This is a genomic window from Aeromonas sp. S15(2024) (assembly GCF_041402265.1).
In the GTDB taxonomy this organism is placed as follows: Bacteria; Pseudomonadota; Gammaproteobacteria; order Enterobacterales; family Aeromonadaceae; genus Aeromonas; species Aeromonas dhakensis.
Genome location: NZ_JBGLQY010000015.1, coordinates 20,258 through 33,740 on the forward strand (window position 1 = coordinate 20,258; position 13,483 = coordinate 33,740).

Genomic DNA, 13,483 nt, shown 5'->3' on the forward strand with positions numbered 1-13,483 from the left:
GAGACGGAGGGGGCTGCCGGCGCTTGCATCGTGGCGCCGACTCTGGGACGGTATGGCTCTTTGCTTCGCTTGCCCGATCGCCTGGTGCTCCCTTGCTTCATCTGTACCTTGCGATGCTCAGCCCTTGGCGGTGGCATGAATCGTTATCAGGCCCTGGCGTTGGAAGCGGGTAGGTATGGCGCCGCATTCGTTTCGACACGCCTGGCGGTGATATGAGTTGTTATCAGGCCCTGGCGTTGGAAGCGGGTAGGTATGGCGCCGCATTCGTTTCGACACGCTTGGCGGTGATATGAGTTGTTATCAGGCCCTGGCGTTGGAAGCGGGTAGGTATGGCACCGCATTCGTTTCGACATTTTGGAGGTGATATGAGTCGTTTTCAGGCCATTGCGCTGGATATGGATGGCACTCTGCTGACCCGGGATCACAAGATCTCGTCCGCTACCCGGGCCGCACTGGCCCAGGCCCGTGCCCACGGCATCAAGGTGCTGCTGGTGACCGGGCGCCACTTCATGACGGCTCGCCCCTTCCATCACGAGCTGGCCCTCGACACCCCCATCATCTGCAGCAACGGCGCCTACCTCTATGATCCGGTGCAGGAGAGGATCCTGAGCGGGGATCCGCTGGCGGTATCCCCCCTAGGCCGGCTGCTGGCCGAGGTGCAGGCGCATCAGATGGGAGCCCTGTTCCACCTCGATGAGGGGATCGGCTACCTCGGCTGCGAGGAGCATGTGACCCGGATGCGCCACTGGTCGGCGGCCCAGCCGGATCATCTCAAGATCTCCCTGCTGCCGGCGGAGGATCTGGCGAGCTGGCTCAGCCGGCCGGTCTGGAAGCTGGAGCTGTTCAACCAGGATCCCGCCCTGCTTCATCACTTCATGGCAGAGGTGGTCGCGCAGCTGCCCTTCACCTGCGACTGGGCGGCGCCCTATGCGGTGGAGCTGGTGCAGCCCGGCTGCAGCAAGGGTAACCGGCTGGCCCAGTGGGCCGCGAGCGAAGGGATCGCGATGGAGAACGTGGTGGCGTTTGGCGACAACAACAACGACATCAGCATGTTCGAACAGGTCGGGCTGGCGGTGGCCATGGGCAACGCGGCGTCACAGATCCAGGCGCTGGCAGATCGGGTGACCGCCGATCACAACGAGGACGGTATCGCGCTGGCGCTGCAGCGCTGGGTTCTGCCCGCCTAGGGGGCAGAAACAGAGAGGGACAGAAACAGAAAGGGGCCCTGTCGGCCCCTTTTGGTTTGTCAGTTCCCGAAGGTGAACTGGATCACCCGATCCGGGAAGCGGATCCGGTTGTAGTCGCGGCGCAGCCCCTCGTAGTGACGGATGGCGCGCTCGCGCTGGGCGCGGTAGTAGTCGCGCTGCTTGCTGTCGTTCTCGTTGCGGATCTGGCGCTCCAGCGTCTCGATGTCGCGCTCGGTCCGCTCCATCTCGCTCTTGAGATCGCTCAGCTGCTTCTCCACCAGGTACTCCTTGCGGCCGCGATCGTACTGGGTCAGGAAGCTGGCATCGTTGGGGCAGACCCCCAGGTACTCGGCGCCGGACTTGCCCTTGCTGTAGGCGAGCTCGGGAATGCAGTAGAGCTCCAGCCCCTTGGCATAGCCCCGTTTCCACTCCGCCTCATCGACCTTGAGACCGTATTCACCGCAGGTCGAGACGTAGTCGCGGGTGGCGCTCGGGGTCTTGCCCTGCTCACCATCCTGATAACCCAGGTTGTACCAGCTCATGGTGCGGCACTCTTCTTCCGACAGCGAGCTGCAACCGGCGAGCAGGAAAGGCAGGGTCAGCAACAGGATCTTGGGGGACATGGACGACGGGCTCCGAGAGAGATGATGGGGGGCATTCTAGAGAGGATGCCGGGGCAGGACAAGGGATGAAAAGCGGCGCCGGCCGACACCGTTTTTTGAGCGGTTTGTCACTATTTGCACAGGCTGGCGACGTGGCGGCCCGCGCCCTTTCCTTGTCGCCGGTCACGGGGTAAACTGCGCCATCTTTTAACTGGCGCGTAACAAAAACAATGAAAGTCCTGACCGTCGATTACCGCTCGCCCGACGCGGCGCAGCGCTTCACCGAATCCCTGCGGACCACCGGCTTCGGGGTGCTGACCAATCACCCCATCCCGAAAGAGCTGGTGCAGTCCATCTATGACAACTGGTATCGCTTCTTCATGAGCGAGCAGAAGCAGGATTTCCTGTTCAATCGCGAGACTCAGGACGGTTACTTCCCGCCGTCGGTGTCCGAAGTGGCCAAGGGCCACAGCCAGAAGGACATCAAGGAGTACTTCCACATCTACCCCTGGGGCCAGATGCCTGCCGAGCTGAAAGAGCAGGCGATGGAGTACTACCGCCTCGCCAACGACCTGGCGGCCGAGCTGCTGGGCTGGGTCGAGCAGTACACCCCGAGCGACATCGCCGCCCACTACAGTTGCCCGCTCTCCTCCATGATTGAAGAGAGCCAGAAGACCCTGCTGCGGGTGCTGCACTACCCGCCGTTCGACGGCACCGAGGAGCCGGGCGCCATCCGCGCCGCCGCCCATGAAGACATCAACCTGCTGACCATACTGCCTGCCGCCAACGAGCCGGGCCTGCAGGTGAAGGGTTCCGACGGCGAGTGGATGGACGTGCCATGCGATTTTGGCACCCTCATCATCAACATCGGTGACATGCTGCAGGAGGCCTCCCACGGCTACTACCCCTCCACTACCCACAGGGTCATCAACCCGACCGGCGGCAGCGCCGCCAAGTCCCGCATCTCCCTGCCGCTGTTCCTCCACCCGCGGCCGGACGTGGTGCTCTCCGAGCGTCATACCGCCCACAGCTACCTGATGGAGCGGCTGCGGGAGCTGGGGGTGATCTAGTCCCCGAACCGGGCTCACCATCCTGCCAAACCGGAGCAAAATTGCTCCGGTTTTTATTTGTTGGCAGGATTGCGCGAATTTATGAATTTAATTAGTCAATGCTGCCAATAATGCGCGTTTTATCCAGATAAGCAGCGTTGTGATTGCGCAGCCCCACCCGTACTCTGAGCGTCATTTTGGGCCCCTTGTGGCGGGCCCCACGCTTGGAGTTCTTATGAAGCAGTCCCAATGGTCATCCCGGCTCGGTTATATCCTGGCCGCCGCCGGTTCCGCAGTCGGTCTCGGCGCTATCTGGAAGTTCCCCTATGTGACGGCCGCCAACGGCGGCGGCGCCTTCCTGCTGGTGTTTCTGCTGTTCAGTTTCACCCTGGGGGTGGCGGTGCTGATGGGAGAGACGCTGCTCGGCAGCCTGAGCCGGCGCGGGGTGGTGGGGGCCTTCGGTGAGCTGATGGGCAAGCGCTGGCGCTGGGTCGGCGCCATGGGGCTGCTCAGCAGCCTGCTCATCTACAGCTTCTACAGCGTGGTGGGCGGCTGGACCCTGGGCTACACCGGCATGGCGCTGGCGGGCAGCCTGCAGCATGGCGATGGCGCGGCTCTGACCGCCCGCTTCAACGACTATGTGGGGGATCCGCTCTGGCCGGTGCTGACCCACCTGCTGTTTGCCGGGCTCACCTGGTGGTTCGTGCAGGGGGGCGTGCAGAAGGGGGTGGAGCGCACCCTGCGCTGGATGATGCCAGCCCTCTTCATCATGATCCTGATGTTGGTGGCCTTTGGCCTCACCCTGCCCAATGCCATGGCCGGGGTACGCCACTTCCTGATGCCGGACTTCAGCAAGCTCGGCATGTCCGGCGTGCTCGATGCCATGGGGCTGGCGTTTTTCTCCCTCTCCATTGGTCTGGGCATCCACACCACCTATGGCGCCTACCTGCCCTCCAGCGAGGGGGTCGGCCGCTCCAGCCTCTGGGTGGTATTGCTGGCAAGCCTCATCGCCGTGCTGGCGGGCTTGATGATCTTCCCTGTGCTGGCGGCCACCGGCATCGATCCCGCCTCCGGCCCGGGTCTCACCTTCATGACCATGCCGGCGGTGTTCCAGCAGTTGCCGTTCGGCCAGGGGCTGGCGGTGGTGTTCTTCGCCCTGCTGGTGGTGGCGGCACTCTCGTCCGCCATCTCGCTGCTGGAGCACCTGCAGTGCTTCGTCAGCGAGAGTCTGGGCTGGTCGCGACGGGCCGCCTGCAGCCTGATCACTGTGCTGGTGATGGCCAACGGCATTCCGGTCAGCCTGTCGTTCGGCCCCTGGGCGGACGTGACCCTGTTTGGCAAGAACATCTTCGAGCTGCTCGACTTCGTCACCTCCAACCTGATGATGCCGATGTTCGGGCTGGCGCTCACCCTGCTGCTGGGCTGGCGGCTCGGTCGCCAGGCGCTGCCCGCCGGCCTGGCCCTGCATTGGCACACCTTGCTGATGGGCTGCTGGCGCTGGCTGGCACCGCTGCTCATCGGCGGCATCCTGGTACGCGGGCTGGTATAACCGGCTCAGGGATGAAGGGGGGCCGGCGTCGCCTGCGGGTGGCGGGCCCGCACCTTGTCGACGGCGGCCTGCCAGCGGGCGATCACGGCATCATCCTCGCTCTTCGAGAAGACGATGTAGAGCCAGTTCTCCTGCAGCAGCAACCCGGAGTTCACCACGCTGCGGGGGGAGAACTTCATCTTGGCCAGGATGGCCGGCATGATCTGATCCCCCATGGGGAAGGCGTCTATCTTGCCGAGCACCAGGAGCTCGATGGCATCCTCGATGGTCTGGCAGCGCACCAGGTTGGTGTAACCCTCCCGGGTGAGCAGCTCGTCATCGGCGTTGCCGAGCAGCACGCCGACCCGCGGCAGCTTGCGCAGCTGGGCCAGGTCGGTCAGCGGCTTGCTGCCTCTGGTCTGGTAGATCACCACCCGGTTCGGGAACAGCGGCCCCACCCACTTGAACTGGGACTCCCGATGGGGCGTGCGCAGGATGACGAACAGGGCGAAACCGGGTTCGACCCGGGTCAGGGCGAGCGCCCGCTTGAGGGGGTAGATCTTGATGGGGTAGTGAACCCCCATCTCCTGCTGGACTTCCTGCACCAGCTGCACCGCCAGCCCGCCGAGCTTGCCGTTACTGGTGTGGGTAAAGGGGGGCAGCTCGTGGCTGATGAGGGTCAGTGGGGGTTGCGGAGTGGCCAGCGCCAGGGCGGGCAGCAGTAGCCAGGGCAGCAGCCAGTTCATCCAGTATCCGGTCAGGTGCGTCACGTCGGTGCATCCATGTTGCGCAAGGGGGTCGCCACGGGCGGTCGCTGACCGGCCTGCCGAGGCTAACTCTATTATTGCTCAAGGGATTGGGCTGCCTGATGATCTTTGCCGGCGGCGGCAGAGAATCCCGTTTTGAAGGGGGGGATGAAAAAAAGTTGATCGCGTTGTGTCAATTTTTCTTTCCATGGTTTAGGCTGTGATCCCGTTTGGCATTCAGGCCCGCTTATTCATGTCACCCCGCTGCGCACTGTTCGGTCGATTTTTTGGCTCGCAAGAGAGGTGACCTTGCACGCACAGCTTGTCTGAATGTTCATTGCAAAGGTCGCCACCAGGCGGCCTTTTTTGTTGCCCGCACCGTGCGGTTATCCATGGAGTATCGATGTGATGTTGTCTTGCCCGGAGGTTGTATGAGCCAGGTTCAGTGGTCTTCCCGTCTCGGTCATGTGCTGGCAGCCGCCGGTTCGGCGATCGGTCTTGGCGCCATCTGGAAGTTCCCCTATGTGACCGCCACCAACGGCGGCGGCGCCTTCCTGCTGGTGTTTCTGCTGTTCAGCTTCACCCTGGGGGTAGCGGTGCAGGTGGGGGAGACCCTGCTCGGCAGCCACAGCCAGCGCGGGGTGCTCGGTGCCTTCCGCAAGCTGGTGGGGCCGAACTGGCGCTGGATGGGTTACATGGGGATCCTGTGCGGCTTCTTCATCTACAGCTTCTACAGCGTGGTGGGGGGCTGGACCGTGGGATACGCGGCCCTGGCCATCGGTGGCGAGCTCAACCTGGGTGAGGCGAGCGCCCTCACCGCCCTCTTCACCGGTTATGTGAGCGATCCTCTCTGGCCGGCCATCACTCACCTCATCTTTGCCGGGCTCACCTGGTGGTTCGTGCAGGGGGGCCTGCAGAAGGGGGTGGAGCGGGCGCTGCGCTGGATGATGCCGGCCCTGTTCGTGATGATGCTGCTGCTGGTGGTAACCGGCCTCTCCATGCCGGGGGCCATGACCGGGGTGCGCCAGTTCCTGCTGCCCGACTTCAGCCAGCTCACCGGCCAGGGAGTGCTGGATGCCCTGGGGCTCGCCTTCTTCTCCCTCTCCATTGGCCTGGGGGTACACACCACCTATGGCGCCTATCTGCCCAGCAGCGAGGGCGTGCTGCGCTCCGGCGTCTGGGTGGTGACGCTGGCAAGCCTCATCTCTGTGCTGGCAGGGCTGATGATCTTCCCGGTGCTCGCCTCCACCGGCATCGATCCGACCGCCGGCCCCGGCCTCACCTTCATGACCATGCCGGCGGTGTTCAACCACCTGCCGTTCGGCCAGGGGCTGGCAGTGGTCTTCTTCTTGTTGCTTCTGGTGGCGGCGCTCTCCTCCTCCATCTCCATGCTGGAGCACCTGGTGCGCTTCACCACCGAGGAGTGGGGTTGGTCGCGCCGTGGCGCTTGCCGGGTGCTGACCCTGCTGATCATGGCCTGCGGCATTCCGGTGAGCCTGTCGTTCGGCCCCTGGGCCGAGTACACTCTGTTCGGCAAGACCATCTTCGATGTGCTGGACTACCTCACCTCCAACCTGATGATGCCGCTGTTCGGCCTGGTGCTGACCCTGCTGCTGGGCTGGCGACTGGGGGATCGCATGGTGCCGGCGGATCTCTCGCCAGTGTTGCGGTTCTGCCTGCTCTGGTGCTGGCGCCTGGTGGCCCCGCTGCTGATCGGCGGGATCCTGGTGCGGGGATTGCTGTAAGAGCGGCCCGGAGCTGGCTAGGCCTGAGGGTCTAGTTGGGGGGCGTGGTGGGCAGGCGGGTATTGAGGTGTGAGCGGATCTGCAGCAGCGTCTTCTGGTACTCCTCGGCATGATGCTCCATGAAGGAGGCGCTGTGGTTGAGGCGCCGCTCCAGCCGGTCTACCAGCAGCGCAACCCTGGGGGCTGCCATGCCGGCCGGCCAGCACAGTTGCAGCAGCTCCAGCAACTGCCAGGCATCGCCAGGCAGGGCCGGGAACTCCTCCTGCAGCGTCAGCGCATACTGCACGGCCAGCTGGTGCTGGCCCGCCGCGCTGGCCCGCTGCCGCTCCTGGCGCAGATAGGTCAGCCGCAGCTCGCGCCGCTCCAGTTGTTTCGTCAAGTCGATGACGACCTGCTTGAACAACTGTTGCAGCAGCGGGGCCGGGGCGACCCTGGCCTGATACTGGCCGAGCTGGGTCAGGTAGCGTTTGGCGTGGTGGGGCAGGCCGCAGAACTGGCTGACGGCGAAGCCGAGCAGCTGGTTGAGGTGGTTGTCCCGCGCGCTCTCCGGCGGGTGCTTGGCCAGCAGCAGCAGGGCCTCGTCGAAGCGGTAGTCCAAGCTCAGCATCAGCGCCTTGAGCAGGGCATCCTCATGAGCTCGCAGGGTGACGGCCTGCTTGAGGTAGCGATACTCCTGCTGCAGTGAGCTGATCCTGGCGGCGCTCGGGTAGTGCCAGAGAACCGCCAGGCTGGCATTGAGGATGAAGTTCTCGATAGATACCCGCAGCTTGTGATCGGCAAAGAAGCGCAGGCTGAGGGCATTGGCCTGCTCCAGCGCCTTGCCCTCATCCTTGATCAGCAGTGCCAGCAGAATGGCCGCCTGGCGCCACTCCGGTTGCCAGGCGTTTTTTTGCAGCAGATGGCCGAGCACGTCCCAGGCCGCCTCCCACTGCCCCTCGTGCAGCAGACAGGCCAGCGCCAGCTCCAGCTGCAGGGCCGGCGGCAGCCGCTCCCGGTTGCGGGCCAGATCCTTGCGCGCGCTCTCCAGCCTGCCGAGTCCCAACAGGGCGTAGATCAATCCCTTGCGCGGCCACCAGGCGTCATATTCCGTGGTACAGACCGCGTAGTGCTGGGAGGCATGGAAGTGATCCTGCCATTGCAGCAGCATGTAGCCCTTACTCCGGTCCAGCTGTTGTCCCAGCTCCCGATACTTCTGCTGCTCATAGAGCAGGTCCTCGCACAGGGCACAGCTCAGTTGCCACTCCCTGAGCCGCATCGGGGCCGGCAGGGCCCGGGTCAGCCCGGTCAGCTGTACCAGCTCGTGCAGGCGGGTGGTCAGTTGCTCCTGGGTAAAGGGGATGGTCAGCTGCAGGGAAAAGTAGAGATCCGAGGGGGGATAGTGGAGTAGCTCCGGGTCTGCATTGAGCAACAACAGCACGCAGCCCGGCTCCAGTAGCCCCAGATAGTGAGCCTCCTGCAGCATGCGTACTCCCTCCAGGTCCTGGTGATGGCTCTGGTGGCAGATGATGGCGTCGAACGACTGCTGGCGCAGCAGGGTTGGCAGGGTCGCCAGCTCCTTGCAGTGGGTCAGCTGGGTTGATGCTATGCCCTGCTGGCTCAGCCCCTGGGAGAGCGCCGTGCTGAGCATGGTGTCGTCTTCGATCAGGAGGATCTGCATCCTTGGCACTCCTTGGCCGGTTCAGGATCGGAACAAGTATGGCATGTGATGGAGTCAAAAAGAGCTATTACTCTGTTACAGAGGTGCCGTGCCGGTCAACCCCTCACCCGGGCTCACTAGAGGGGGGGCGAGAGGGCGCCGGATTGACAAGAAACACCACCACGCCGCCATAGGCCGCCGAGTCGGCCAGCCTGCTTTCCCACGTTTGATCCCACTCACCTCCCTGCACCAGCCCCACCTTGAAGGGGAGTGTCAGCCGCGTCAGCGTTTGCAGGTAGCGCACGTAGCCGGGCTCGGTGCGGCGGCCACGGTAGGTCTGCACCACCAGCTCGTCGACCGTGCCGGCGAGGGCGTTGAGGGTGGCGACGTCGCCGGTGCGGGTCCAGTCCAGCAGGCCGGTGATGCTGATGGCGCAGTCGGCGGGCAGCTGGCTGCGCAGTTTGCGCAGGAAGTCGCCATAGTCCGCCAGCCGGTGGGTGCGGGCATCGAAGTCTATCTGGATGCCGCGCACCTCATTGCCCTTGCGCTGCCAGGCCGCCAGCTGGTTGGTCAGGCTCTTGATAAGGGCTTCATCCCAGTCGAGCCGCTCCACCCGATAGGCGAGCCAGAGCTCCTTTACCGGCAGCTTGCTCGGCGCTATGCCCTGCCCCTGAAAACGCACGGGCTGGCGCGCATCGAGGGGGCCTATCTCCCCCTGATGCAGATAGAGCCGCTCGGCCTGCTGCAGCACCGGCTGGGGCCTGACCCCGGCCCACAGCCAGAACTGGCGGTAGTGGCTCGCCTCGACGGCGGCGCTGGCCTCAGCGCCCAGCAGCGCCAGTATCACCAGTAATATTTGAGCTGCTTGGCCCACTGGCTCGTTCCGTACTGGCGTTTGAGGGTGTTGAACCAGCCCTTGCGCTGGCTGAGGGGGATCTCTTGGCTGCCGCAGCTGTTGTTGCCGCTAGGGGCGTAACAGTTGATGGCGCGGTAGAGGGCGTAGGCCTTCTCCTCCTTGGCGGCCTTGGGGTTGGCGATCACCTGTTGATACCAGTCGAGTCGGCTGCGCTGCTGTCCAGCAAACAGATCCCGGCTGCCCGCCAGGGTGTCGGCGCCCGGCCGCTGCAGGAGTGGATCCCAGTCCAGCCCCTGGCTCAGGAAAAACTCGCCGAGGCAGTTGAGCGCCCTGGGCGATTTGGGGTTGTCCGCCAGGGTGGTGACCACCGCCGTGAGGGCCGGGCACTGATACTCCTGGCTCCCTTGCCAGTCGAACGGGGCGGCCAGCGGGGCCAGCGCCAGATCCTGCAGGAAGCCCCGGTAGTCGCCGTGGGTCAGCTGCTTGTAGCGCAGGGTGTGGCCGGCGCGCTGGCGCAGGGGGGCGGAAGCCTGCTCATCCTGCACCATGCGGCGCAGCAGCGGGGCCGGCGCCACGTACTCCAGCAGCGGAATGCGGTAGTGATCGCTCTGGATGGGACTCTCCTTGGCGAACACCTGCTCCAGTCGGCCGGCCCGCTCCAGGGTCATGGCCAGCGCCAGTTGCAGCAGCTGATCCTGCAAGGGGGTGGGCTGGCTGGCGAGCAGGGCGCGCCACTGCTGCTCCGCCTCGGGCAGCGCCTGACTGGCCGCCAGCGCCATGCCCTTGAGCACCTGCTGGCTGAATGCCAGGTTGTCGAGTGGCCCCTTGCCGAGGGCAGGAGCGGCGGCGATGACGGCGGCATAATCCTTGGCCAGATAATAGCGCTCGGCCTGTTGCAGGTAGGCGAGCCAGGCCGGGTTGCCGGCAAACTGGGCGCTCTGCTGGGCCAGCTCGCCGGGTTGCAGCGGCTGCCACTCGTCCCAGCTCTCGTGCAGCCGCAGCCGGCGCAGATCCTGCACCAGGGTCAGCTGCGGCATGGCGGCTGAGCCGGTGAAGCCGGGCTGCATCAGCAGCTTGAGGTCTATTTCGTTGAGCAGCTCCGGGTTGCCCGGCTGGCGGCTCGCCTGCCGGAACAGGCCGGCCAGCGCCGCCTCGTCCCCCTTGAACCAGGCGAGCCGGCGCAGCAGCCCGTTGGCGGAGTCGAGATAGCGCCCCTCTGGGTAGTGGCTGTGATAGTCGGCGATGAACTGCTCGGCGCGCTGCACGGCAGCCTGGTCAATCTGGTTGCGATCCAGGGAGCCCCAGTCATCGAAGGCGCTTTGCTGTGACTGGTTGAGGGCGACCCGGATCCGCATGTAATCCGCCGTCTCTTTCAGCCAGGGCTGATCCTGTCTGGCGAGGGCGGCAAATTGCGCATCGGCCTGCGCGAACTCCCCCTGATAGAAGAGTCGGCTGGCGGCCAGGTAGTCGGCAAAGCCCTGGCCGGCGGCCGACAGAGGCGCGGTCTTGTCCTCCGGCGCCGTGGCCGTTTCGGCCTGCTGGGCGCACTGGCCCAGCATGGCCAGCCGCTGGCGGGCCAGCTGGCTGCGCTCGTCGGCGCCAAGGGCTGGGGTGTCGACCAGCGCCTGCAGGAAGGCTTCGGCCGCGACCGGGTTATTGCTGATGCAGCGCCCCTCGCTCCAGCCGGCGGCCCGCTCCAGGGCGGCCTGGGTGATGCTCTGCTCGATGCCAAGACCGGCGGCCAGCGCCAGCAGGGGATCCGGCCCGGCGGGGGCCGGCTCGGCCTGGGTCGGGTTGAGCAGGGCCGTGTTGAGCAGATCCTCGATGGCGAAGGGCAGCGGCAGCGGCGCCTTGGGCAGCGAGAAGGCCTGCTCATCGGCCAGCAGCAGTGCCAGGTTGGTGCGGGTGTCGTTGTCGGGGGAGAGGAACGGCAGCCCGTTCAGATGGCACTGGGCGGCGGTCAGTTGCAGGGTGAGCGGCGTCTCGCAGCCATCCGGGCCGCAGGCCAGGGCGGGCAGACTGCACAGGGCCAGCCACAGGGGAGTCAGTTTCATGGGCGCTTCCAGCAGGAGTCGGGATGCTGGCACGCTACAAGATGCCTTCGCCCCTTTCAACTGACCATAGGGGCAGGTCGGCCGGCGGCGGGCCTACTGCAGACCGGGCCCCTTGGCGGAAAAGGGGCAGTCGCGCTGCTGGATCAACTGCTCTCCCGAGCCCGCCGCCCCCTGCCAGTGCAGGGCGAGCTGGCCGAGGCGACCCAGGTGGCGCAGCTCGAATTCGTAGCGCAGGCAGGGCTCGGTGAGGGGCAGGCTGGCCATGCCGGCCGGCAGTTGGTAGTCGTAGAGCAGCAGGGGGCCGTCTGTCAGCGTGCTGCGGCTGGGCAGCAACCCTTGTGCCGTGGGGACGGGGGCGGCCAGCCGGCGGCGCAGGCTCAAGGGGGCGTCGATCGCCTTCTGATAATGAAGGCCGTTCATGGCCGCCAGCTCCTCTTCCAGCCGCTGCAACTCCCCCTCCAGCCCGCTCAGCGCCGCCCCCAGCTGTTGATGGGCGGGGGAAGCGCAGCCCCCCAGCAGCAGGGTGAGGAGCAAAAGCGGGGCGCGGGTTGGGTGCATGGGCTCTCCTTTGAGCGCACGGATGGGCTGGGCCGGGCTGACTATAGCAGGGTATTGGTGGGCGGCGCGGCGCGCAGCAGACCGGCGAGCCGCTCCAGCCCCTCGGCGACGCGGGCGTCGGTGGCCGGCTGGCTCAGGCTCAGCCGCACCCCCTGTGGCGCGGCAAACTGGCCGGCGGCGAAGTGTTCCCCGCTCGCCACCCCGACGTCAAGGGCGTTGGCGGCCTCGGCAAACTCCTGGCTGCGCCAGGGCTCGGGCAGCGGCAGCCAGGCGTGCATGGAGCCCGCCTGCCAGCAGGCCTCCGGTAACAGGTGGCGCAGCAGCTCGCCGCGACGTGCCAGGATCTGCCGTTGCTGCTCTACAAGAGGCATGATCTGGCGCTGGCTCACCAGCTTGCAGGCCAGCTCGATGAGCAGCGGGCTCACCATCCAGCTCGACAGTCGCATCGCCTGGGCGAAGGCGCCGCGCAAGTGGGGCGGGGTCAGCACGAAGCCGACCCGCAGGCCACCGCAGGCGATCTTGGCCAGGCTGCCGAGGTAGATGACCCGCTCCGGCGCCAGATTGACCAGCGGCGTCACCGGCTGCTGGGGCAGCAGGCCGTTGACGTCGTCCTCGATGATCAGCAGATCGTGACGGCGGGCGATGGCGATGATGGCCTCGCGCCGCGCCAGGCTCATGGTGGCGGTGGTGGGATTCTGCAGGGTGGGGGTGAGGTAGAGCAGCTTGGCGCGGCGGGTGCGGCAGGCCGCCTCCAGCGCGTCGGGCAGCAGCCCCTCCTCGTCCATCGCCAGCCCCACCACCTGATTCTTCAGCTGGCGGGCGTTGCCCAGCATGCCGGGGTAGCTGAGCCCTTCGCAGAACAGGATCTCCCCCACGCAGCCGGTGGCCAGCAGGGAGAGCATGATGCCGTGCTGGGCGCCGTGGCTGAACAGCAGATGCTCCTCGCTGCCCGCCACCCCCTGCTCTGTCAGCCAGTCGATAAAGAGCTGGCGCTGGCCGGGCTGGCCCGCCTCCTTGTCATAACCGAGCAGGGCGTTGAGATCCCCGTCTGCCACTTCCGCCAGCATGGGCCGGATGATGGCGGCCCGATCCAGCTGCACCGGCAGGTTCTGCCACAACTCGATGCGGTGCCCCTCCTCCTTGCGGATCACCCAGGCGTTGGCCGGATCCTCATGCTCCCCCTTGACCCAGGTGCCGTGGCCCACCCGGGCGGCCAGCAGCCCGCGCCGCTCCGCCTCGCCATAGGCGCGGGTGACGGTGCCGACGGTGACCCCCAGCCTGTCCGCCAGCGCCCTGTGGGTGGGGAGCCGGGTCTGGGGCGGCAGGGAGCCGTCCTGAATGGCTTGCTCGATGGCCTTCACCAGCTTGAGGTAGAGGGGGCCGGCGAAGGGGGTGAGGTCCGGGGTCCAGATTGTCATGGTGACAATAAATCCGTTGATCGAAATGTATCGGCAATATAGCGTGATTTTGAACCCGATAACAATCAAAAACAGCACATTGTATCGATACAATGTGCGCAGTT

General features: G+C 65.7%; 11 protein-coding genes. 4 read left to right on the forward strand and 7 right to left on the reverse strand.

Annotated elements, in window-relative coordinates; translation table 11 throughout:
* Positions 1-365 precede the first annotated feature (365 nt).
* On the forward strand, positions 366-1,187 hold the full coding sequence (locus ACB033_RS20845; RefSeq protein WP_005304856.1) for a Cof-type HAD-IIB family hydrolase: 822 nt from the start codon (positions 366-368) through the stop codon (positions 1,185-1,187).
* Positions 1,188-1,246: 59 nt separating this feature from the next.
* Here ACB033_RS20845 and ACB033_RS20850 read toward each other — a convergent pair whose 3' ends face one another.
* On the reverse strand, positions 1,247-1,810 hold the full coding sequence (locus ACB033_RS20850; RefSeq protein WP_010636208.1) for a DUF2799 domain-containing protein: 564 nt from the start codon (positions 1,808-1,810) through the stop codon (positions 1,247-1,249).
* Positions 1,811-2,019: 209 nt separating this feature from the next.
* On the opposite strand from ACB033_RS20850, the gene ACB033_RS20855 reads away from it, so the two are divergent.
* Together ACB033_RS20855 and ACB033_RS20860 are read left to right on the forward strand one after the other, a co-directional pair.
* Positions 2,020-2,859, forward strand: coding sequence for an isopenicillin N synthase family oxygenase (locus ACB033_RS20855; protein WP_126880485.1), 840 nt, complete (start codon positions 2,020-2,022; stop codon positions 2,857-2,859).
* Between the two features lie 214 nt (positions 2,860-3,073).
* Positions 3,074-4,387 carry a sodium-dependent transporter gene (locus tag ACB033_RS20860; RefSeq protein ID WP_005304835.1) on the forward strand — a complete coding sequence of 438 codons (1,314 nt, stop codon included), beginning with the start codon at positions 3,074-3,076 and terminating at the stop codon, positions 4,385-4,387.
* Positions 4,388-4,392: 5 nt separating this feature from the next.
* Here ACB033_RS20860 and ACB033_RS20865 read toward each other — a convergent pair whose 3' ends face one another.
* A complete protein-coding gene (locus tag ACB033_RS20865; protein WP_005304833.1) occupies positions 4,393-5,112 on the reverse strand; it encodes an ABC transporter substrate-binding protein in 720 nt (239 codons plus the stop codon).
* A 431-nt stretch (positions 5,113-5,543) separates the two neighbouring features.
* On the opposite strand from ACB033_RS20865, the gene ACB033_RS20870 reads away from it, so the two are divergent.
* Entirely contained in the window at positions 5,544-6,857 is a 1,314-nt protein-coding gene (locus ACB033_RS20870) for a sodium-dependent transporter (protein ID WP_139724859.1), read from the forward strand.
* A 31-nt stretch (positions 6,858-6,888) separates the two neighbouring features.
* Here the strand turns inward: ACB033_RS20870 and ACB033_RS20875 are convergent, their stop codons facing one another.
* The 5 genes from ACB033_RS20875 to ACB033_RS20895 all read right to left on the reverse strand — a co-directional run bounded on the left by ACB033_RS20875 (position 6,889) and on the right by ACB033_RS20895 (position 13,379).
* Positions 6,889-8,514 carry a hypothetical protein gene (locus ACB033_RS20875; protein ID WP_139724857.1) on the reverse strand — a complete coding sequence of 542 codons (1,626 nt, stop codon included), beginning with the start codon at positions 8,512-8,514 and terminating at the stop codon, positions 6,889-6,891.
* Positions 8,515-8,617: 103 nt separating this feature from the next.
* A complete protein-coding gene (locus ACB033_RS20880) occupies positions 8,618-9,367 on the reverse strand; it encodes a DUF3142 domain-containing protein (protein ID WP_139724855.1) in 750 nt (249 codons plus the stop codon).
* A complete protein-coding gene (locus ACB033_RS20885) occupies positions 9,337-11,403 on the reverse strand; it encodes a hypothetical protein (protein ID WP_371140723.1) in 2,067 nt (688 codons plus the stop codon). The genes ACB033_RS20880 and ACB033_RS20885 overlap by 31 nt, the downstream gene beginning before the upstream one ends.
* A gap of 93 nt (positions 11,404-11,496) precedes the next feature.
* Positions 11,497-11,961 (reverse strand): hypothetical protein, encoded by a 465-nt coding sequence (locus ACB033_RS20890; protein WP_139724851.1) that lies wholly within the window; start codon positions 11,959-11,961, stop codon positions 11,497-11,499.
* A 41-nt stretch (positions 11,962-12,002) separates the two neighbouring features.
* On the reverse strand, positions 12,003-13,379 hold the full coding sequence (locus tag ACB033_RS20895) for a PLP-dependent aminotransferase family protein (RefSeq protein WP_139724849.1): 1,377 nt from the start codon (positions 13,377-13,379) through the stop codon (positions 12,003-12,005).
* Positions 13,380-13,483 lie beyond the last annotated feature (104 nt).

What these genes read in the sequence shown, in the direction of transcription:
- ACB033_RS20890 (WP_139724851.1), bottom strand. Translation starts at nt 11,961, where the DNA reads ATGCACCCAACCCGCGCCCCGCTTTTGCTCCTCACCCTGCTGCTGGGG.
- ACB033_RS20870 (WP_139724859.1), top strand. Translation starts at nt 5,544, where the DNA reads ATGAGCCAGGTTCAGTGGTCTTCCCGTCTCGGTCATGTGCTGGCAGCC.
- ACB033_RS20875 (WP_139724857.1), bottom strand. Translation starts at nt 8,514, where the DNA reads ATGCAGATCCTCCTGATCGAAGACGACACCATGCTCAGCACGGCGCTC.
- ACB033_RS20850 (WP_010636208.1), bottom strand. Translation starts at nt 1,810, where the DNA reads ATGTCCCCCAAGATCCTGTTGCTGACCCTGCCTTTCCTGCTCGCCGGT.
- ACB033_RS20865 (WP_005304833.1), bottom strand. Translation starts at nt 5,112, where the DNA reads ATGAACTGGCTGCTGCCCTGGCTACTGCTGCCCGCCCTGGCGCTGGCC.
- ACB033_RS20895 (WP_139724849.1), bottom strand. Translation starts at nt 13,379, where the DNA reads ATGACAATCTGGACCCCGGACCTCACCCCCTTCGCCGGCCCCCTCTAC.
- ACB033_RS20885 (WP_371140723.1), bottom strand. Translation starts at nt 11,403, where the DNA reads ATGAAACTGACTCCCCTGTGGCTGGCCCTGTGCAGTCTGCCCGCCCTG.
- ACB033_RS20860 (WP_005304835.1), top strand. Translation starts at nt 3,074, where the DNA reads ATGAAGCAGTCCCAATGGTCATCCCGGCTCGGTTATATCCTGGCCGCC.
- ACB033_RS20855 (WP_126880485.1), top strand. Translation starts at nt 2,020, where the DNA reads ATGAAAGTCCTGACCGTCGATTACCGCTCGCCCGACGCGGCGCAGCGC.
- ACB033_RS20845 (WP_005304856.1), top strand. Translation starts at nt 366, where the DNA reads ATGAGTCGTTTTCAGGCCATTGCGCTGGATATGGATGGCACTCTGCTG.